At 30.5% G+C, this 20,784-nt stretch carries 18 protein-coding genes and 2 pseudogenes; 16 read left to right on the top strand and 4 right to left on the bottom strand.

The genetic code is table 11. The features are described 5' to 3' along the window. Positions 1 to 374: 374 nt before the first annotated feature. Together MW871_RS16390 and MW871_RS02345 are read right to left on the bottom strand one after the other, a co-directional pair. A pseudogene (locus MW871_RS16390) lies at positions 375 to 569 on the bottom strand (OmpA family protein); the annotation flags it as partial. A 12-nt stretch (positions 570 to 581) separates the two neighbouring features. Continuing rightward, the gene (locus tag MW871_RS02345; RefSeq protein ID WP_248427417.1) at positions 582 to 1,385 is read right to left on the bottom strand and encodes a hypothetical protein; all 804 of its coding nucleotides are present in this window, start codon (positions 1,383 to 1,385) and stop codon (positions 582 to 584) included. Between the two features lie 584 nt (positions 1,386 to 1,969). Between MW871_RS02345 and MW871_RS02340 the strand changes: the two genes are divergently transcribed. The 16 genes from MW871_RS02340 to MW871_RS02265 all read left to right on the top strand — a co-directional run bounded on the left by MW871_RS02340 (position 1,970) and on the right by MW871_RS02265 (position 15,973). After that, positions 1,970 to 2,545 carry a TerD family protein gene (locus tag MW871_RS02340; RefSeq protein ID WP_188050560.1) on the top strand — a complete coding sequence of 192 codons (576 nt, stop codon included), beginning with the start codon at positions 1,970 to 1,972 and terminating at the stop codon, positions 2,543 to 2,545. Positions 2,546 to 2,639: 94 nt separating this feature from the next. Continuing rightward, the gene (locus MW871_RS02335) at positions 2,640 to 3,305 is read left to right on the top strand and encodes an HAD family hydrolase (protein ID WP_188050561.1); all 666 of its coding nucleotides are present in this window, start codon (positions 2,640 to 2,642) and stop codon (positions 3,303 to 3,305) included. A gap of 2 nt (positions 3,306 to 3,307) precedes the next feature. Next, positions 3,308 to 4,114 carry a phosphoribosyltransferase family protein gene (locus MW871_RS02330; RefSeq protein ID WP_188050562.1) on the top strand — a complete coding sequence of 269 codons (807 nt, stop codon included), beginning with the start codon at positions 3,308 to 3,310 and terminating at the stop codon, positions 4,112 to 4,114. 3 nt (positions 4,115 to 4,117) lie between these two features. Beyond that, positions 4,118 to 4,672: a TerD family protein gene (locus MW871_RS02325; protein ID WP_188050563.1), complete on the top strand. Its 555-nt coding sequence runs from the start codon at positions 4,118 to 4,120 to the stop codon at positions 4,670 to 4,672. 3 nt (positions 4,673 to 4,675) lie between these two features. After that, the gene (locus tag MW871_RS02320) at positions 4,676 to 5,284 is read left to right on the top strand and encodes a TerD family protein (RefSeq protein WP_188050564.1); all 609 of its coding nucleotides are present in this window, start codon (positions 4,676 to 4,678) and stop codon (positions 5,282 to 5,284) included. A gap of 6 nt (positions 5,285 to 5,290) precedes the next feature. Next, positions 5,291 to 6,379, top strand: coding sequence for a toxic anion resistance protein (locus MW871_RS02315; RefSeq protein WP_188050565.1), 1,089 nt, complete (start codon positions 5,291 to 5,293; stop codon positions 6,377 to 6,379). 20 nt (positions 6,380 to 6,399) lie between these two features. Beyond that, entirely contained in the window at positions 6,400 to 7,365 is a 966-nt protein-coding gene (locus tag MW871_RS02310; protein WP_188050566.1) for a hypothetical protein, read from the top strand. A gap of 9 nt (positions 7,366 to 7,374) precedes the next feature. Then, the gene (locus MW871_RS02305; RefSeq protein WP_188050567.1) at positions 7,375 to 7,926 is read left to right on the top strand and encodes a TerD family protein; all 552 of its coding nucleotides are present in this window, start codon (positions 7,375 to 7,377) and stop codon (positions 7,924 to 7,926) included. A gap of 19 nt (positions 7,927 to 7,945) precedes the next feature. Beyond that, complete coding sequence (locus tag MW871_RS02300; RefSeq protein ID WP_248427416.1) at positions 7,946 to 8,608, top strand: TerD family protein; 663 nt, start codon at positions 7,946 to 7,948, stop codon at positions 8,606 to 8,608. Then, the gene (locus tag MW871_RS02295) at positions 8,608 to 9,021 is read left to right on the top strand and encodes a hypothetical protein (protein ID WP_188050569.1); all 414 of its coding nucleotides are present in this window, start codon (positions 8,608 to 8,610) and stop codon (positions 9,019 to 9,021) included. Before MW871_RS02300 ends, MW871_RS02295 begins: the two co-directional genes overlap by 1 nt. 14 nt (positions 9,022 to 9,035) lie before the next feature. Continuing rightward, entirely contained in the window at positions 9,036 to 9,677 is a 642-nt protein-coding gene (locus tag MW871_RS02290; RefSeq protein WP_188050570.1) for a vWA domain-containing protein, read from the top strand. Between the two features lie 133 nt (positions 9,678 to 9,810). Next, positions 9,811 to 10,446: a vWA domain-containing protein gene (locus MW871_RS02285; RefSeq protein ID WP_188050571.1), complete on the top strand. Its 636-nt coding sequence runs from the start codon at positions 9,811 to 9,813 to the stop codon at positions 10,444 to 10,446. 341 nt (positions 10,447 to 10,787) lie between these two features. Further along, positions 10,788 to 11,840 (top strand): TerY-C metal binding domain-containing protein, encoded by a 1,053-nt coding sequence (locus tag MW871_RS02280; protein WP_188050572.1) that lies wholly within the window; start codon positions 10,788 to 10,790, stop codon positions 11,838 to 11,840. A gap of 5 nt (positions 11,841 to 11,845) precedes the next feature. Further along, entirely contained in the window at positions 11,846 to 13,255 is a 1,410-nt protein-coding gene (locus MW871_RS02275) for a PP2C family serine/threonine-protein phosphatase (protein ID WP_248427415.1), read from the top strand. A gap of 3 nt (positions 13,256 to 13,258) precedes the next feature. Then, positions 13,259 to 14,770, top strand: coding sequence for a helix-hairpin-helix domain-containing protein (locus tag MW871_RS02270; protein WP_188050574.1), 1,512 nt, complete (start codon positions 13,259 to 13,261; stop codon positions 14,768 to 14,770). 27 nt (positions 14,771 to 14,797) lie between these two features. Beyond that, positions 14,798 to 15,973 (top strand): TerC family protein, encoded by a 1,176-nt coding sequence (locus MW871_RS02265; RefSeq protein WP_188050575.1) that lies wholly within the window; start codon positions 14,798 to 14,800, stop codon positions 15,971 to 15,973. Positions 15,974 to 16,402: 429 nt separating this feature from the next. Here the strand turns inward: MW871_RS02265 and MW871_RS02260 are convergent. Then, a pseudogene (locus MW871_RS02260) lies at positions 16,403 to 17,399 on the bottom strand (IS30 family transposase). A gap of 1,180 nt (positions 17,400 to 18,579) precedes the next feature. Beyond that, a complete protein-coding gene (locus MW871_RS02255; RefSeq protein ID WP_248427414.1) occupies positions 18,580 to 20,277 on the bottom strand; it encodes a hypothetical protein in 1,698 nt (565 codons plus the stop codon). Positions 20,278 to 20,784: the final 507 nt, after the last annotated feature.

Below are 20,784 nucleotides of genomic sequence, written 5' to 3'. Positions count from 1 at the left end.
AATTGCTACAGAGTAAAATAATTTAATTGGAATCAATTTATATGAAATATTATTAATAATTAAGTTTAAAATAATAAAACAACCGCTATATAAAAAGGATATTGAAAAATTTTTAATTTTTACTTAATAGAAAATCACGATTTATTAATTTATACAAATAATTAATTTTGAATTGATTATATGCATTTTTAATATATTCTATTAGTATTATATTCGTGATTTTCTAGTTAAATTGCAACCAATAGTTTTCGGCTTGGCGATGTGATGAAAATAGAAGTTCAAAACTTCATCTTTATACCGAAGTTCAATTGAAAAACTGAACTTGAATTTAACACAAAATCCGCCATATCAACATACGCAGGGTGGTGGCAGTACTATATTTTAACAATTTCAACTCTTCTGTTTTTTGCTTTGCTTTCTTCTGTGTCATTCGCTATTAAAGGCTTTTGTGCACCATAGCCAATACTTTTTAGCCTTTTGGCATTAATTTTTAATGCTACCAATTTTTTAAATACTGTATTTGCTCGGTCAGTGGATAGGATTTTGTTGTGGCTGGCATCGCCCGTATTATCGGTATGTCCTTAAATTGAAACTTTGAGATTTATATCGTTTTGCATTACTTTCGCAATTTCGGATACTGCCGTGTTTCCATCATCTTTTAAGGTAGCTTTGTCGGTGTCAAAATTAATATACAATATTGCTTTTCCTGTTTTGTCTAATTGCTTTTTAATTTCATCGGCTTTTAGAATCGAAATAGTCTGTTTAAATCCTTCTTCTTGGATAACAGTAAAAAATATTTCATTGTCTCTATCGTGAATACTTAATTCAAACCAAATGTTTCCACTTGGAACCTTAAGTAAGAATTGTATGTTTTTTCGTGAAAGGTCATTGTTTAAATCTTCAAAAGAAGCTGGGTTTTCTTTGCTAATCAAATTCTGGGCTTTCTTATTATATACTCCTTCATAAATTTGAATACCTCCCAATTTTTTAATAGCATTTTCATAACTTTTTATTACAAATGACTTTTCATACTCATTTTTATTGTCCTCTTTTTTTAAAATCTTACTAAAAAAATATTTTCCACCTATTTTGGTTAGTAAGCTATCATTAAAACAAAAATATTTTTCTTCATAATTTTTACTCTTTTCATTATTGTATACATAACCTTCGGGTGAAGACAAATACGGAAAAGTGCCTATTTCTTGTTTAGATACAGGGATTTTGTTGATGTCGAAAGTTGTAATTACTTCTGTGTTTTCGAATCTTTTTGTCTTTTTCGAGGTAGCTTCTGTTTGTTGCTCTTGGGAGTTCTCTTTGTTTTCCTTTTGGTTGCAGGCATTAAATAAAGACATTAGAGATATTGATAGAATTAAAGATTTTTTCATTTCTTATGACTTATTTATTGAGCCGTAAATTTATCATAATCATCTTTGATGTGTGTTAACTGATGATTAAGCTTCCATTTAATTGTGGATTTAAGAACTTAATGCAACAGTTGGTCTTTTTGGTTAATAATTAAAAGTACTAATGTAGCTTGTAACGTCCTGAAATAGGTTGACAAATTTTTATTGTGTTTTCAATTAAAATTTACATAAATAATTTATTTATTCCTACGTTATGATTTATTGGGTAGATTAGCCTTTAAAAGGACACTATTAGGTGTTCTTACTTTTAAGCTTTTATATGGTCTTAGTGTATTGTAAATTTTTAAGGTACGTTTTGCATTTTTACAGCTATTGTTTTATTTGGCATAGTTTCATTAAGTCCAAATTCATATTACAATGTTTTGTTTAAAACTTCACCTAAATAACTATTTAAAAAAGTTTTTAATTCCGTTAAAAATAATAAATACCTTTCTTACTTTTTTGGATTTCCGGACTATCACTCTTCTTTAACATTATTTTGTAATTTGTATTAAAATTCATTATTATTGTATGATTATAAAATAATTAAACTCAAGCAGAATTAAATGGCAATTAACTTACAGAAAGGACAAAAAATTGATATTGGTTTATCCAAAATAAGTATAGGATTAGGTTGGGATCCAAATGAAGGAACTGGACAAGATTTCGATTTAGATGCTTCAGCAATAATGATTAATTCTGATCGTAAACTACTTGGAGAGAATTACTTTATATTTTACAACAACCTAAAATCTCCCGACGGATCTTTAGAGCATACTGGAGATGATCCAACTGGTGGAAATAGTGATGGAGATGATGATGAAGCTATAAAGGTTGATTTAAGTAAAATTGACGCTAGCGTTCAGGAAATCCTTTTTGTAGTAACAATTGAAGACTTCGAAAGAAGAAAACAGAATTTTGGACAAGTTAGAAATTCATATATTAGAATTGTTGACGATTCAAATGGTCAGGAAATTGCCAAATATGAATTAGACGAAGACTTTTCTATTGAAACCGGTGTAGAATTTGGAAGATTATACAAAAGAAATAATCAATGGAAATTTGAAGCTTCTGGAATAGGCTATAGAGCAGATTTAGGCTTTTTCTTAGAAAAATATTATTCAGGCGAGATTATCAAATAAACTAAAATTTAAATTTTATAAAATATGGCTTCGCACACAAATGTGAAGCCTTTTATTTAACCTAAATTTTATACATTTTTTAAAATACAAACTTTTGAAAATAAATTATGAAAACTACAGCCATCTTTCTTTTGATTTATGGCTTACACTAATAAAATCACATCCAGAATTTAAGCAAAAAAGGAATTTATTATTTAAAGACTTCTTTGAAATTGATCATGGAATTGAAAAAGTAAATGAAGTTGTTCGCTATTATGATGTACTGTGTAATGCTATTAATGAAAAAAATGGGCTAAATATTGACACGTACGAAATTTATTATCTAATTTTAAGCGCTTTGAATGTGAATATTGATAAAAATGGGGCAGACCGACTATTTCAATTTTACAATCATACTGAGGAATTATTTTTGGAATATAAACCAGTATTACTTTTTTCTAATATTCAAAAAATGTTTGAAGAAATTACGAATCAAGGAATGTCAATAAATATTTTGAGCAATACAGGATTTATAAAAGGCAGAACATTAAGAAAGCTGTTAGAATATTATAAGTTGAGTCAGTATTTTACATTTCAGATTTATTCTGACGAAGTAGGATTCTCAAAACCAAATTCGAAAATTTTTCAATTGGTATTTGATGAAATAAATAAATATAAAAAAGTAGAAAAAAAAGATGTTTTGCATATTGGCGACAATGCTTTTGCCGATTACAACGGAGCTCAGAAATTTGGCTTTAATGCACATCTATTAAAAATTTAAACGTGAATAAAAATTATAGTTTACATAAAATCTTAGATAAAGACGCTTGCCCTTTTAAAGAAGAAGAATACAGCCGATTCAAATTTGGAGATAAATTCTATGCCGAGAAATTTGCAAAGGTTTTGTTTGACGGATTTGTTACTGAATTTAGAGATCTTATCTTATCTCAAACTGAGATTGTTATTTTGCCAAGTCCTTATTTATCAATTCAAACTGCCTCTAACTTCCTATGTTATTATTTTAAAAAAGAGCTAAATGGATTTTTATTTAAAAATGGTAAAAAAGCCTGCATCGAATCCAAAATCTACAGAAATCAAACTTACGTTACCGATTATGGAAATTTGGATTTTGAAGAAAGAGTAAAATTAATTTCTAATGATACGTATTACATAGACCGCAATTTTATTGACGGAAAACTTTGCATTTTTGTTGATGACATTAAAATAACCGGTAGTCATGAGCATACCGTAAATAAAATTCTGAACCAATACGATGTAAAAGGAGATTTTATCTTTGTTTATTTCGCTGAATTAATGAACAAAGACATTCATCCAAAAATTGAAAATCATTACAACTATTTTGCTGTGCACAATGTAGAAGATATCGTTTCTATAATCAACAGTGATCATTTTCAGTATAATACTAGAATCGTAAAATATATTTTAGGCTTAAATGAAGATCAGTTTAAATTTTTAGTTGCAAACATACCTGCCAAAAAGTGTGACGAATTATTTCATCTTGCGATTAGCAATAATTACCATCAAATTTTAGAATATAAAAAAAATATTAACGTAATAAAAATAGATTAAACTATGGCTATCAATTTACAAAAAGGACAAAGAGAAAACATCAATGCGCCAAAATTTACAATTGGTTTAGGATGGGACACAAACAACAGTAGCACAGGCACAGGTTTTGACCTAGATGCTTCCGTTTTTATTTTAGGTGATAATAAAAAAATAATGTCTGATGCCCATTTTATTTTTTATAATAACCTAAAATCTCCAGATGATGCTGTTATTCATACGGGTGATAACTTAACGGGTGATGGAGATGGAGATGATGAACAAGTAAAAATTGATTTAACCAAAATTAATCCAGCTGTAAAAGAAATCTGCATTGTTGTTACCATTCATGATGCTCAAAATAGAAAACAAAATTTTGGACAAGTTCGTAATTCATTTATTCGTATAGTAGATGATTCTAATAATACCGAAATGGTTAAATATGAATTAGAAGAAGATTTCTCAATAGAAACGGCGGTCGAATTTGGAAGAATTTACGACAAAGACGGACAATGGAAATTTGAAGCAATGGGAGTTGGAATGAAAGGCGGATTAGAAGATTACTTAAATAAATATAACTAAGATATGGCAATTAATTTAGAAAAAGGACAACGTATAAATCTTGAAAAAAGTAACGGTTCAAAATTACAAAACATTTGTGTTGGTGTAAACTGGGGAGCAATCGAGAAAAAAGGTTTTTTTGGAACAAAAAAAGAAGCTGTAGATTTAGATGCTAGTTGCGCCGTTTATGATGACAAAAAAAATCATATTGATTCCGTAAATTTCAAAAAACTTATATCTAGTGACCGCGCCATCAAACATAGTGGTGATGATTTAACTGGAGACATGAACGGAGATGACGGATTGGATAATGAAGTTATTACGTTAGATTTTTCTCAATTAACTGCTGCTGCACATCACGTTGCTTTTTTTATTAATAGTTTCAGAGGACAGGATTTCAAAGACATTCCTTTTGCATCTATTAGAATTTACGAAGGAACACCTACCAAAGTAAGTCAAGAATTTGCTCGCTTTGATATTGCTAATGATGCTACTTTCGCAGGAAACGTATCTATGGTTTTGGGTGTTTTTTATAAAAGAAACGACGAATGGAAATTCAGCGCAGTTGGAGTTCCTACAAGTGACAAAAAACTAGAACAAACTATCGTTACAATTCAACAGAATCATTTATAAAATAAGATGTTAGAAAATCAATTAGTTCCTCAGGAAAATGTTTCTTTGATTGATAAAGATGGAAATGTAAATTTAACTTCAATCTCCGAGACTGAAGTTAATAATTACAAGTCAATCTCCAATCAGTTGAATGAAAATGACGCTAATTCAATTCTGAATTACGGTGCCGAAATTCAAACTTCTATCGCAAAACAAAGTGATACTTTTTTAACCAACGTCAGAACTTATAACTCAGGCGAGGTAGGAACTTTGATTAATGATTTGCTTACAGAATTGAATTATGTAGATATAGATCAGTTAGATCAAGGGCCATTTAAAAAATTTATTTCGAAAATTCCATTGCTTAATAAGCTGGTTATTGATGTAAAAAAATTATTTCAACAATACGATAAAATTACTGTAAACATTGAAAAAATCAGTAACAAAGTAAAAGCGGGAATGATTAATTCTTTAAAAGATAACAGCGCACTGCAAACTATGTTTGATGGCAATGTAAATCTTATCAAAGAAATGGAAAAACACATTATTGCAGGACAAATTCGCTTTAAAGAACTGAGCGAAGAACTTGCGGTTATGGAAGGAAACAGCGCCCAATACCAAGATTATCAAATTGCAGACAAAAGAACGTTCATCAATCGATTGGACAAACGTCTTGCAGATATGAAAATCGTACGTTTTATAATGCTTCAATCTTTGGCACAAATTAGAGTAGTTCAAAACAACAACACATCAATTGCCGAAAAAGCGCAATCGATTTTGACTACAACAATGCCTGTTTGGAAAAACCAACTTACATTGGCTGTTGCATTACAAAGACAAAAACAAAATATTGAGGTACAAAGAAGAGTTTCTGAAACAACGAATACTATTTTACAGAAAAATGCTGAAATGCTGAAACAAAACAGTATTGAAGTGGCAAGAGAAAATGAAAACACAATTGTTTCTCTAGAAACACTTAAAATAACTACAAAATCTTTAATAGATACCTTGACAGAAGTTAAACAGATTCACGAAAAAGGTACTGAAACCAGAAGACAACTTGATGCTGGTTTACAAAGTTTGGAACAAGAATTGAAAAAAGGAGTGGTAAGCTAGAAAATTGAAAAATCAATTAAATGCAGGAGGAAGAGGAGATTTATCTCCAAATAATAAAGGACAGTAACAGAAAACTTGTGATTTTAGAATTGTTATCCAATTTCTTTAATCACAAGGATCTTGTTGGTGTTTTGGTAAGAACAAAAATAATTCACACCCTTTTTCAGAACAATCGAATATTAGATATTAACAAATTAGAATTATTTCACATTCAGTTTACTAATAGTCTTATCGATTTGTTTCAGAAAATAAAAAAATCAAAAGAGCAGCATTATGTTCTAATTACGGATGAAATTCATATTAACGAAGATATTTTATCCAAATTAAAATTAGAGATAGAAGAGACAAAGTATGCTAAAAGAATGCAACTTCACGCTCAGAATATGTCAAAAAAGATAGAAAATCTCTATCAATTATTTGTAACAGAAAAAGATGTTTTTTTTGATTGGAACGAAATAATAGTTTTTTCAGAAAGCATTCAAGCTGAATTTTACAGAGAAATAACAATAAATCAATACGAACAACTTTCTCAATTTAATAAAAACCTGTATAAAAACGAACATGCTCAATTTGAGAAGAAGCTTTTAGGAAGATTAAATATTCTAAATTTCAATATTAAGTTTTCATGTGGATTAGTCTGCAATAATGAGATTATAGAAGTGTATGAGTTTAGGGATTCTAATGATAAATTTATTTTTATAGCTAATGAAAAATCTTTTTACCTCTTAACGGATGAAAACGCCAAAGGAATTGATCTTTCAAAAAACGAATCTGCAAAAGAAGGTATTGTAAAAGATTTGAAAACAAAAAATGCAACGCTACAACAAGAGCTAAGTACTTTGAAAACTACACTTCCCGAAAGTGTTTTGACAGTATTAAAAGAATATCTGGCAAAAATTTCATCAGTCGATTTTCTAGAGGAATTGCAAAATGTTGATGAACAAACAAATATTTTAAAAACAATGTTGAATATTAATATTAATTAAAAGAATAAAATGGCAATTAACTTAGAAAAAGGACAAAGACAAATTATTGACGCTCCCAAATTCACTGTTGGATTGGGATGGGATAATAATTCAAGTAGTACAGGAGACAGTTTTGATTTGGATGCTTCTGTATTTTTAGTTGGTGCAAATGGCAAATTGCCAAATGAAAATCATTTTGTTTATTATAATAATTTAAAATCTCCAGATCAGGCAGTTATCCATACTGGTGATAATCTAACTGGTGATGGCGATGGCGATGATGAAAAAATACAAATAGACTTATCTAAAATTTCTCCTGACGTTCATGAGATTTCTTTTGTGGTTACCATTCATCATGCTGACACGAAAAGACAAAATTTTGGTCAGATCAGAAATTCATTTATCAGAATACTGGATCAATCCAATGTAGAATTAGTAAAATACGAGCTTGATGAAGATTTTTCTATAGAAACTGCGGTTGAATTTGGCAGAATTTACAAAAGAAATGAAGAATGGAAGTTTGAAGCAGTTGGAATTGGAATGAAAGGTGGTTTACAAGATTACTTAAATAAATATAACTAATTAAATAAAATTTAAAAGAATGGCAATTAACTTAACCAAAGGACAAAAAATTGATTTAAGAAAATCAAGCGGAGAAACATTAACCAACTTCTGCGTTGGAGTAAACTGGGGAGCTATCGAAACAAAAGGTGGTTTTCTGGGCATGTCCAAAAAAATAATTGATATCGATTTAGATTTAAGTTGTATTCTTATAGATGACCAAAATAAACTATGCGATCATTTATATTCCCCTTTGTACAGAGTAGAAGTACTACAGCAATTTGGTTTACCAAAAGGTAAATTATTAACCGTTGACGGCGCTTTAAAACATACTGGTGATGATCTTGCAGGAGATACTGGCGGAGACGATGGTCTTGATAATGAAATTATAACTGTTGATTTATCAAAAGTGGATTCGAAAGTTACTCAAATATTTTTCTTTTTAAACAATGCTGGTAAAGAAGATTTCTCTCAAATTCCGTATGCTAAAATAAGAATGTATGAAGGAACGCCAACAAGAGTGGTTTCTGAGTTTGCTTCTTATAACGTTTCAGCAGATCCTCAATATGTAAACAAACGTTCTATCATAATGGGAAAATTATACAAAAGAAACAACGAATGGAAATTTAGCGCCATTGGTGACCCAACTGATGATACTTTTTTAGGACAAACTATTCATAAAATTATAGCTTCTTACCTATAATGCAAATCAAAAACATAGAAGGACTTAGTGTTTCTCAAATGAGAGATCTGGTACAGCAAGGTGGGAAATTTGTTGTTTTTCCCTATACAGTTTCCTTTTTGATAATGACTTTAAAAAGAAGTTCTGATATTTATTTTATCAGACCTAACGAAAATACATTTAAGTATTCTTACGGATTTGTTTTGCTTAATTTAATCGTTGGATGGTGGGGTTTTCCATGCGGACCCATTTATACTATTGGAGCACTTTACAACCATATAACTGGCGGTAAAGATTTTACGCAAGCAGTAATGAGCGAATTGATACAAAATGACCCACAAGCCAATACAAGCACTTACAATGTTGGTGGTGTTTTGAGTACTAATTCTCAAGCAGATACAAACGAGAGGCCAACATACAACATTCCTGTATAAAACCAAAAATTACTATGAGAAGATTACCTGTATATTTATTATTAGACACCTCTGGTTCTATGACTGGAGAACCTATAGAGGCTGTAAAAAACGGCGTTCAGATGATGATTAGTTCCTTACGCCAAAATCCTCAAGCAATCGAAACGGCTTTTTTAAGCATCATTACTTTTGATAGTACTGCTCAGCAAATTATTCCATTAACCGATTTAGCCTCTTTTCAAATGGTCGATCTCAAAGCGTCGGGAGTTACTGCGCTTGGAGATGCCTTACGATTAGTTTCTCAAAAAATTGAAACCGAAGTTGCCAAAACAACAACGGAACAAAAAGGAGATTGGAAACCATTGGTTTTTATAATGACCGATGGTATTCCTACGGATAATTGGGAAAGCGCTTTAAATGAATTTAAAAAAGCCAAAATTGCATTTACAGTAGCCTGTGCAGCTGGCGGTGGTGCTGACACCAATGTTTTAAAGAAAATTACAGATAATGTGGTAAGTTTAGACAATGCAGACAGTTCTAGTATTGGCAAGTTCTTTCAATGGGTAACGGCTTCTATTGGCGTAAGCTCAACAAAAGTAGAAGACTTTGGAAAAGATTTTACAGGAGGATTAAAAGAACTGCCTCCGCCTCCATCTGAATTAAATATTGTTGTTTAGTTTTTAGACAGCAGGAGTTTTTTGTTTTTAATCGTACAGATTGAGTATTAAGTTTACAATTCTGCTTCTGTCACCGATTATTAAATATGTTTTGAATTTTACAATTTCATTAGTAAACTATTTTTAAAAAGTTATGAGAAGACTACCCGTTTATTTTCTTTTAGATACATCTGGCTCCATGAATGGCGAACCTATTCAAGCTCTGAATAATGCTTTAAGCGGCATGATTAATACTTTACGCTCAGATGCGCAAGCGCTGGATTCGCTTTGGATAAGTATTATAACTTTTGATAGAGAAGTAAAAGAAATTGTTCCGTTAACAGAATTAGTACATTTTCAACTTCCTGAAATTACCTGTCCACAAAGCGGCCCAACCAATACAGGAGCTGGATTGGATTTTGTGATTCAGAAAGTAAAAACTGATGTCATAAAAGGCTCTTCAACGCTAAAAGGCGATTGGAAACCTTTACTTTTTGTTTTTACAGATGGAAAACCTTCAGACATTCAATTCTACAGAGAAAAAATAGCAGAAGTAAAAGCACTAAATTTTGGCGCTGTTATAGGTTGTGCTGCCGGTCATATGGCCAATGATGCAATTCTTAAAGAACTTACAGATAATGTAGTTCATTTAGATTCGGCAGACAGTTCGACTTTAAAACAATTCTTCAAATGGGTTTCCGAAACTATCGAGCAAGGTAATAAAAGCCAGGGTACTGGAGAAAGCGTAACGCTGCCGCCACCGCCAAGCGAAATAACGGTAGTGATATAGACTATTATGGTTCTTTTATTAACAATCTCTATTGTTTCATTACTTCATAAAATGTTATTTCAAACCAATTAATAATAGTGCTTTCCAAATGATTATAATTAAAATTTTTATAAATATCCTAATTGTTGGTTTGTTTTTATATTCAAAATTATTGCCTTATAAAGACAAGTTGAATCCTCAATATAAATCGATTTTTGATTTTTTTAATAGCATATTCACACCAATATTCAATTTTTTGAAAACTATTGTCAAACCTTTTCAGGTTGGTTTAGGATTGGCTGTTGACATGACACAAATTGTACTTTTAATTATTTTTTTAATATTATTAAAATTCCTTTAAGATGAGAAGATTACCAATATATTTCCTAATAGATATTTCAGAATCAATGGTTGGAGAGCCAATTCAACAAGTTGAAGAAGGATTAGCAACTATAATTCAAGCATTAAAAACAGATCCGCATGCATTAGAAACTGTTTTTGTTTCTATTATAGTTTTTGCAGGTCAGCCTAAAACATTAGTGCCATTACAGGAAATAGTGAGTTTCTATCCTCCAAAATTTCCAATTGGTAGCGGCACATCGTTAAGTAAAGGACTAGGACATTTAATGTTCGAATTGAGAAATAATATCGTTAAAACTACTTATGAAGTAAAAGGAGATTGGAAACCTATTGTATTTTTATTCACTGACGGAGTTCCTACTGATGATTCTCAAGCAGCAATTAATGAATGGAAAACGAACTGGCAACGTACCGCTAACTTAATCGCAGTTTCCTTTGGAAACGAAACTGACACAAAATTATTAGGACAGCTTACCGAAAACGTACTTCATTTTAAAAACACGAATGTACAATCGTACAAAGAATTCTTTAAATGGGTTACCGATTCTATCAAAACCAGCAGTATTAGTGTAGAAAATAATTCATCAGGTTTTGAATTAGCAAAATTGGATGGAGAAACACTTTCTAAAATAGATTTAACCAAGACAGAAACAAATCAGCATTTTGTCGATGATAATTATGTCGTTCTTAATGGTAAATGTCAAAACACAAAAAGACCGTATTTAATGAAGTATCGCAAGACAATTGCACCTTCCATTTATGCAGGTGTCGAGTTATCTTCAAGAAATTATAAACTAGTTGGAGCCTACCAGATTGATAATACTTATTTTGAATTGGCAGACAGTAATAACTACAGCAACCAAATAAATACCGAAGAACTTATTGGCGGACCAACTTGTCCTTGTTGTGGTAATCAAGTTGCATTTGCAGTATGCGTTTGCCAAAAAATTCATTGCATCGGAGACGAAGAAATAAGTACTTGCCCTTGGTGTAATAATCAAGGGTCTTACGGTTGTGGCGAAGGCGGTTTTGATGTAAACAGAACACAAGGATAATATTTATGGAAGAGACCAAAAAATATATTCAGTCTTTTTTATCCCAAAATAAAATCGAAATTCCAAAAAGTAAAGATTCTCTTTTTGATGATTTTATAAATAACGAAAAAAATACCATAGCAGTAAAAATAATTAAAGAAAACCAGCAATTGATTATGAAGGATTGGAAATTAAAAAATCGAATTGACGATATTATACAGCAATCCGTTTTTCTGGCTAATGGTACTGTGAATAAAACATATGAATCAAAAATAGATTTTATCGCATTGGGCTGGGATGATATTATTTATTACGAGTTTAAAAATTTAGAAGATACAGGACTTGCTTTTGATACTAAAAAAGAGCTGCTTTATGGTGAGCCGAAAATAAGCGGTGATATAAAAATAAAATTGTTTTTCAAAATAGATGGTGAAGCTGAAGAAGTAACATTAAACGAAAAAACAATCACACTTATCATAAATCCTGATCCAAAATCATTATGGAAAAATATAGAAAGTGATCAAAACGATCCATTTTCAAAAGAAGATAATGTAGCTGTTTCAAGTCAATTTTTGGATAAAAATATTGTTGTCGCTTCAAAACGCGGACGAAGCCATGCCAACGTTGGTTCTTTTAGAGAAGATGATTTTGCGTTTAAAAATTTCAGTACAAATGGATGGAGTATTTTGGCGGTTTCAGATGGTGCGGGTTCTGCCAGTTTATCCAGAAAAGGTTCAAAAATTGCTTGTGATTCAGTAGTAAACTATTTTGAAGAAAATTTAAATGCGGAAAACCTAAACCAATTTGATGAAATAGTATTAAATCATTACAACAAAACTGATCCAGAATCATCAAAAAAAATAAGCCATTTTGTTTACAACAATTTATCAAAAGCGGCTCATTTTGTAAATCAAAAAATCGAAGAATTTGCCAATATTAATGAAGAAGAACTAAGAAAATTTCATGCAACATTAATTTTTGCTTTAGTTAAAAAATACGATTTCGGTTATGCAATTCTAACTTTTGGAGTTGGTGATTGTCCCATTGGTTTATTAAATAAAGATTTGACAGAGATAAAACTGATGAATTTTTTGGATGTTGGAGAATTTGGCGGTGGCACAAGATTTATTACGATGCCGGAAATTTTTCAGAGCGAAAAATTTTCTTCCCGTTTTGGCTTTAAATTAGTGGATGATTTCTCGTATTTGATGTTAATGACTGATGGAATATATGACCCAAAGTTTGTTGTAGAAGCAAACCTAGAAAGAATAGAAAAATGGAATGAATTTTTATCTGATTTGAAAGGCAATAACGAAGACGGATCAAAAGTTGATTTTGAGAAAGGAAATACGGCAATTGCAGCACAACTTTCAAACTGGATGGATTTTTGGAGTCCAGGAAATCATGATGACAGAACCTTAGCTATAATTTACTAATTTATGAGTATAATTACCGTAAAATCAATAAACGACAACACTAAAACCTATCAATTTGTTGATAACGGAGAACCCATGCGTGGTGGTGTAAAAGATGTATATTTTAGTCCTGATAAAAAATATGTTGTCGCTATTTTTAGAGACAAACTAGATTTTAATCAAAAGGAAAGACTGCAAAAAATAACGAATAAATATTTTGACCAAATAAAAAATGGCGAAGCAGCTGACTATTATTTAAATGAAGTTTTCAGATGGCCAACGGATGTTATTGAGTATAAAAATCTAACTGGAATAATTGTTCCTATTTACAACTCCAAGTTTTTCTTTAAGAAAGGATATCAGACAAGCGATTTGATTCAGGGGAAAGAGAAAAACGGAAAGTGGTTTGCTGGACCAAAATTTAGAAATCCTAAATTTCCATTAAGAGTCGCAAATTCCGAATTGGGAGATTGGTTGAGTTATTTTCAAGTGGCTGTCAATCTATCAAGAGGGGTAAAAAAAATGCACGCAATGGGTCTTGCTCATTCTGATTTATCCTATAATAATGTTTTGATAGATCCTATCGAAAGATCAGCCTGTATGATTGATTTAGATGGATTAGTAGTACCCGGTTTATTTCAGGCAGAAGTAATTGGCACTGCAGAATTTATTGCCCCCGAAGTGCTTTCTACAAAACATTTAAACAAAACAGATCCTAACAGAAAATTACCAAACAGGCTAACGGACTTACATGCTTTGCCAATTCTGATTTATATGTTTTTGTTGCACAGACATCCACTAAAAGGAGGGAAAGTTCATGATTTAGACACCGAAAAAGACGATTTGTTATCGATGGGAGAAAAGGCGATGTTTATAGAACATCCGACAGACCCAACAAACAGACCAAAATTAAATCAAGTTTCTAAATGGGATTTGCCTTGGGCAGATATTACCCAGTTGCCGTATACAATTACTGGACCTTATCTAAAAACATTGTTTGATAAAGTTTTCATAGACGGATTGCACAATCCGATGCAAAGACCTACTGCAGAAGAATGGGAAATTGCACTATTAAAAACCACCGATTTAATGCAGAAATGCCATAACCCGTATTGCGAACAAAAATGGTATGTTTTTGATAACACCAATAGTCCAAAATGTCCTTTTTGCGGAACGGCACACAAAGGAACACTACCCGTTTTAGATTTATACTATCAATTTCAAGATAGCGTGTGGAAACCCGAAAATTACAGATTAATGGTTTATAACGATCAATATTTGTTTCAATGGCATGTTAATCGTACTATTGCAAGAAATGAGAAATTAACCGCGCAGCAAAAGGTACCAGTTGGCTATTTTACTTATTTCAAGGACAAATGGGTTTTTGTCAATCAGAAACTCACTTCGCTCAAAGATGTGACAGAAGACAAAGAAATTCCAATCGGCAGTATGGTAGAATTAACAAATGGAAAAAAAATACTTCTTTCAAAAGAAGAAGGCGGCAGAGTAATCGTAGTAACACTAGCAAATACATAATTTAAAATTTTAACTTTAATTAAACAAATGGAAACAAATATTATCGATTTACATCCAGGCTTAGTAGTCGGATTCGCAATAGTGATTTTTATAATGCTATTATTAGATTTAGGTATCTTTAATAAAAAAGCACACGAAGTAACGTCAAAAGAAGCGTTAACATGGAGCATCATTTGGATTTCACTTTCAATGGCTTTTTCTGGAGTTGTATATTGGATTTTTAACCAAGATGCTGGTGGTCATGAAATCGCAGTAGAAAAATTCACACAGTTTCAATTAGCCTATTGGATAGAAAAAGCACTTTCAGTAGATAATCTTTTTGTTTTTATTTTAGTATTCGGTTTTTTTAAAGTTCCTAAGCATCTGCATCATAAAGTTCTTTTTTGGGGTATTATAGGCGCTTTAATATTTAGAGCTATATTTATATTTGCTGGAGTCGGCATCATTAATGTAACTTATTTGGAGTCATTTCTTAAAAATGATAGCACTACTTTTTATGTAGTTTGGAGTTTAATTGCAGTTTCTTTAATTGGCTTAGCTATAAAGTTTCTAAAGGCTGAAAAAGCATTTTTGATTCTAGCAATAATGTTTGGATTATTTATCTTGGGAGGAGTTAATGCTAAATACTTCATTGACGTAAATCAACTTGCTTTACCACCAATTAATTTGGTAATGACAATATTTGGATTATTCTTGATCTATGCAGGAATACAATCTTGGGGTAGTGGAGATGGAGATGATGATGAAGACTTTAGCGATACTGCTGGTGCAAAACTTGTTCAAAAGTTTTATAAAGTTTCAGATAATTACGATGGTGACAAATTCTTTACCATACAAAATGGTATAAAAATGGCAACACCATTACTAGTTGTTGTAGCCGTAATTGAATTTACTGATGTATTATTTGCGGTGGATAGTATTCCTGCGATTTTTGCAATATCTAAAGATCCATTTATTCTGTACACGTCGAATATATTTGCTATTTTGGGATTAAGATCGTTGTATTTTCTGCTTGCTAATTTTATACACATGTTCAGCAAATTACCTTATGGTTTGGCTATAATTTTAAGTTTTATTGGATTTAAAATGCTTATATCCCCATGGTTTCATATTCCCTCTCCAATTTCATTAGGAATCGTTGGTGGAGTTCTTGTAATTTCGGTAATAGTTTCAATTTTGTTTCCTGAATCAAAAGAAGAATAGACATTGATTTAAATATTTAAAAGACCTCATTTCAAGAGGTCTTTTTTTATACAAAATATATTATCATTTATACTTTTTAGTTGTCCTTTAGATATGCTATATGGCTATTATAAATTATTTCGATTTTTTTCGACAATTTGATTTAGCTACTTAAAATGTAATTTCAATAAAAGAAATACAAGAAAGAGGTTTTTATTTTTTATTTAATACTTTCATGAAAATTTAATTTGCAAGAAAAATTTGGAATATTGTTGGAATTTGTTTGATATTAACATTATCTAAAAAATAATCACCATTAACTCATTAATTTACTAAAATTAATCGTTTAGTTAAAGAGTTTCTAAATTAAGTCTTTGTTTGCTGGTGTATTCAATATCTTAATGCAAGAGTTGGTGTTTTTGGATAATAATTTAAATTACTAATTTGGTTTTAAATTTTGATCTTATTTATTTCGAGTTCTAACATATATGCTGGTATTTTAAAACCAAGCACTTCCATTGATCTGTTATTGAGCCTTTACTTTAGTATTTTTAGTTGTTGCTTAATGTTATTAAAGTCTATTTTCTTAATAAAATAACGTCTAATAAGTCCGTTTTTATTCATTTGTATCTTTTTTCTAAGTTCAATAGGGGTTAGCAAAATAAATATCCATTCCTATGTTTTGAGTTAACCATTTGTGATTCGCCATTTCCATTCCATTATCGTAAGTAATTGTTTTAATTGCTTCCGGCATTAAGATGTTTAAAGTTTTAGCTACAGCTTATGTCATGGTTTCCGATGTTCTGTATTTAAGGAAAATGATGTATGTAAATCTTGTTTTACTTTCTACCATTGTAGCTATGGCGCTTTTATGTCCAAGCCCTACAATTTGGTCACCTTCCCAATGTCCGAGTTGTTTTCTGTCTTCTATATTTGGTCTCATTTCAATATTAACAGCATCTTTAATTCTGGATCTTTTAGAACCAAATCTCTTTTTATTTCTTCTTTTAGAATGGCTGTAGGGCAGTAGTTTAATTAATTTTCTACCTAATCTAGATTGTCTATGCTTGTAAATATGTTTATAAATCGCTTCATATGAGATTGACATTATAGGGTCATTTGGATATAAATCTTTTATACTTCCAGCGATTTGTTCAGGCGAGTGATTATTGATTAATCCTCTATAAACAAACACTTTTAAACTGAAATGAGTATTTATCTTGTCAAGATTTCTTTTGTTTAAATACACTTCTTTAGCACAAAAATCGGCAAGATGAGCAAGGTATTTATCTGAAGGTTTAAGAACCCATTTTTTGACTTCTCTGTAAATTGAACTTCTGTTTCTGTCTAATTGTTTTGAGATGTATAAAATTGATCTCTTTTGGGACAGTAAAGTCTCTATAATAATACGCTCTGCAAAGGTTAATCTATTTCGTTTCTTTTCCATATACAACAAATTTAAAAAATTAAAACTGTTGCATTAAGTTATTGAATTTACGATTTTTGTTTTTTAATATCGCCTAACGTCTTGGCGCTTGGCGAGGTTGCGAACTTCGTAACCGAGTTCTTTCGGCTAAGATAGAATATCTTGCGAAAGCAAAACATGAATTTACTGGAAAATTCGCAATCTTGCCAAACGGCTGTTAGGCAACGTAATAATATTTATCATATTCTGCCATTCTAGCTACCGATTCAGTTCGGCTATATATTCCAATTTTCAAATTCCAACCTTTTATTTTACCGCGCTAAACTGAAAAAATATTTTTTGTTTTAAATTCCAATTTTTACGATTCTATTTTTAGGTTAATTTCGGTTTTTCGTTCCAATTTTAAAATTCCAATATGCAATGCAATTCCGCAAAATGTTTCAACTTTTCCATTCACTTTGTAAAAAATTTAAAATGCCAACATGCAATGTAATTCTGCTAACTATTCCAACTTTTCGATTCATTTTGGTTATTGTTCAATTTTTGCCAAAGTTGCTTTCTTAAGTTTTGTTTAGTTAAATTTCAAGATTTTAAAGGAATATTTTCTGTAGAATTTTCGCGCTCAAATTATGTTGCCTAACGGTTCGGCTAGGCATAGTGCCTGTTCTGGCCTGTGGCCGGCATTATGCCTAGCCGTTGTTATGTGCTGTTATTTATTCTCTGTTAAGATAATAAAAACAGGAACAGTTGTGCCAGGAGATAGCTAGATAAACGATTAAAAAATATAGTTCCTATCTACTCGGGGGATAGGTACTGTTTTTTTTAATCATAGCCTAAATAGTTAAAAATCTCATATTAAAACTGTTATAATAAAAAAAACTTGATTATATCATTTTTTTCTTATAACTTAGCCAAGCCTTTAAGCGTCTTCGCTTTGAAAATAAATTTTCAGCAAATCTCATTTGAAAGGCTTGACGAAAATTACAAATTTGTATTTCCTGTTTTAATATTCCCTTTCAAATCAAATATTTAGGCTGTTTATCAGGTCTCGATTGCGCAATTGCACATAACGTCTTGGCGCTTGGCGAGGTTGGGGACTTTAAAGCAGAGTATTTTCTGCCGAAACGAAGATATGATAAAAAACGCTAATTCCACTAAAACCCCAATCTCGCCAAACGGCTGTTAGCAGATGCCGTAATTATTATACAGCAATATCAACATTTGTCAATTCATTTATTTTTTCTTTATCAAATTCCCATACTTTGCATTTCAAAAGAACTTTACCATCTTGCTCCCAAAACTTAACATCTTTAAAATTTTTAGGCATTTTTTCAGATTTTGTATGAGTGAAAATCATGTCAATAAATAATGGAACATAATTTATTTTTTGAACCATTAAATTTTCTTTTATTCTGTGAATAAAACCTAAATTAATAAGTGTATTTAAAATATCTTCATTTTCTTTGAACGAAATATGCGGATATAGTATTACATTAGTTTGTAAACCATGTACAACTTCATCTTCAATAATAGTGCATAATTTTCTAATTTGGTCATCGGGTAGATATGCTTCTTCTGTGATAAGACCATCCTTACTTTTTTTAATCTCTCGGATAACCTGAGAAAGTACCATTTTATGAATTTTAGTTTGATTTTCAGATTTAGAAAATTTAACCATATGACAAAAAACATCTAAAAAGTATCTAGGCAAAGCTCCTGATGCTCTGATACAATCATTAATTACAACAACATCATTAAATAGTTTATTTATTTTAGCAGTTGTGAAATCTAATTTCGGGTCAATACTGCATAAAATCTTAAATAGTAAATCTTTATTTGCCTCTAATTCACAAAATTCTCTATCTAAATTTATTGTACTAAAGTCGTCTTTGTGAGATAAAATTTTATTATTATCATCATTGAGTTTAAATCTATTTGGAACTAGACATGCCTTATATGAAAAAGCAATACCGCTAGTTTCCTTATTTAGGTCATGTAAATATTGAAATATAAACGGCTGATTGTCAATAGGTATTTGGTAAAAATCATCAAGAATTAAGAAAATTGGACGTTTATACTTGTTGTAGAAAACTTCTAAACAATCAATGATTTCATATTTTAGTTCATCTAATGCTTGTTGTTTTGAATACTTACCGCTATATTCAAAATTATTTTCGCTGTTAGTTTCTTTATCAATTGACATTACAAAAGAAGCTTCTGCTGATGCTTGAATTAAGTTCAAATATTTTGTGTCAGCACCAAAAGCAATAATTGATTTTATTGATTTGTTAGTTTGTATTTTATCTTTACTTGATTTTGTAATAATTATATTTGAATCATTTGGTGTTTCTTTTATTAAATTTAGTTTATTAATTATTGAAGTAATGCTATTAAAAATTTTATCGTTTTCAATAATATCATTCGTCCATAGATCTTTGTTTAATAAACCAAAATATAACGATTTAAGACGATAATAACTAGTTTTTGATTTCCTTAAAAGATAAGGTTCCCAATTTTTTTCATTTTCTATTACTTTTTTTAAATCCTTGAATAAGTAAGTCAAAACTTCTATTAATGGTAATTCCGCATTTAATCTTTGTTTACCTTGCATATCAACAATAGTAACAAAACCTTTTGTTTTTCTAATTTCCTCTATAACTTTTATCAATAGTGAAGTTTTACCTGAACCACGTCTTCCAACTATAAGGTGATTTACAGGATTTGTCAATGTCTTTACATGATGCAATGGGTCAATATAATTTATTTGACTATCTACATCTTTTATCTTTCTTCTTTTTATTACTTCAATTTTATCGAGTAGTTGGTCTACTTCTGGAAATGTTAAATTAAAATTAGAAAAGTCTTTAGGCTTATAAATTGCTGTTTTTTTATCACTCATTCGTCATACATTTTGTTTAGCTTTAAATTTCGAAAGCAACTTGCAATTTATTATTTTTGTTAGCCATAAAATTCAATTCTAAATGTATTTATTAATCTTTTATTAACAATTGTTCTATTTTGCAGATTTTTCCAACGGTTTCTGCTAACGTCTTGGCGCTTGGCAAGGTTGCGAACTTCGTAACCGAGTTCTTTCGGCTAAGATAGAATATCTTGCGAAAGAAAAATATGAATTGACCACTAAATTCGCAATCTCGCCAAACGGCTGTTATGCGTTCGGCAGTATATGTTCTATGTTTGTCTATTCCAATTTATTCCAATTGGCTTTTCCAAATTTAATTATTTTATTCAGTTTTAAACATCTATTTTGATCTTAAAAATCTAAAAAAAAAATCGCGAAAATTTTACTATTCAAGTTTATAATTTGCATTTCAATATTCAGCCAATTTTATCAAGTTTCTGCTTTCCACAACCTTAATCAGATTCCAATATTCAAGTTTCCACATTC

The sequence above is a fragment of the Flavobacterium pygoscelis genome (assembly GCF_023162025.1).
Lineage (GTDB): Bacteria > Bacteroidota > Bacteroidia > Flavobacteriales > Flavobacteriaceae > Flavobacterium > Flavobacterium pygoscelis.
This window is presented reverse-complemented; position numbering and strand designations above follow the sequence as displayed.

Bases quoted from the DNA above. Each gene is read 5' to 3' on its own strand.
- MW871_RS02280 (WP_188050572.1), top strand. From the start codon at position 10,788: ATGAGAAGATTACCAATATATTTCCTAATAGATATTTCAGAATCAATG.
- MW871_RS02340 (WP_188050560.1), top strand. From the start codon at position 1,970: ATGGCAATTAACTTACAGAAAGGACAAAAAATTGATATTGGTTTATCC.
- MW871_RS02300 (WP_248427416.1), top strand. From the start codon at position 7,946: ATGGCAATTAACTTAACCAAAGGACAAAAAATTGATTTAAGAAAATCA.
- MW871_RS02290 (WP_188050570.1), top strand. From the start codon at position 9,036: ATGAGAAGATTACCTGTATATTTATTATTAGACACCTCTGGTTCTATG.
- MW871_RS02305 (WP_188050567.1), top strand. From the start codon at position 7,375: ATGGCAATTAACTTAGAAAAAGGACAAAGACAAATTATTGACGCTCCC.
- MW871_RS02275 (WP_248427415.1), top strand. From the start codon at position 11,846: ATGGAAGAGACCAAAAAATATATTCAGTCTTTTTTATCCCAAAATAAA.
- MW871_RS02255 (WP_248427414.1), bottom strand. From the start codon at position 20,277: ATGAGTGATAAAAAAACAGCAATTTATAAGCCTAAAGACTTTTCTAAT.
- MW871_RS02265 (WP_188050575.1), top strand. From the start codon at position 14,798: ATGGAAACAAATATTATCGATTTACATCCAGGCTTAGTAGTCGGATTC.
- MW871_RS02285 (WP_188050571.1), top strand. From the start codon at position 9,811: ATGAGAAGACTACCCGTTTATTTTCTTTTAGATACATCTGGCTCCATG.
- MW871_RS02310 (WP_188050566.1), top strand. From the start codon at position 6,400: ATGCAGGAGGAAGAGGAGATTTATCTCCAAATAATAAAGGACAGTAAC.
- MW871_RS02295 (WP_188050569.1), top strand. From the start codon at position 8,608: ATGCAAATCAAAAACATAGAAGGACTTAGTGTTTCTCAAATGAGAGAT.
- MW871_RS02315 (WP_188050565.1), top strand. From the start codon at position 5,291: ATGTTAGAAAATCAATTAGTTCCTCAGGAAAATGTTTCTTTGATTGAT.
- MW871_RS02325 (WP_188050563.1), top strand. From the start codon at position 4,118: ATGGCTATCAATTTACAAAAAGGACAAAGAGAAAACATCAATGCGCCA.
- MW871_RS02345 (WP_248427417.1), bottom strand. From the start codon at position 1,385: ATGAAAAAATCTTTAATTCTATCAATATCTCTAATGTCTTTATTTAAT.
- MW871_RS02270 (WP_188050574.1), top strand. From the start codon at position 13,259: ATGAGTATAATTACCGTAAAATCAATAAACGACAACACTAAAACCTAT.
- MW871_RS02320 (WP_188050564.1), top strand. From the start codon at position 4,676: ATGGCAATTAATTTAGAAAAAGGACAACGTATAAATCTTGAAAAAAGT.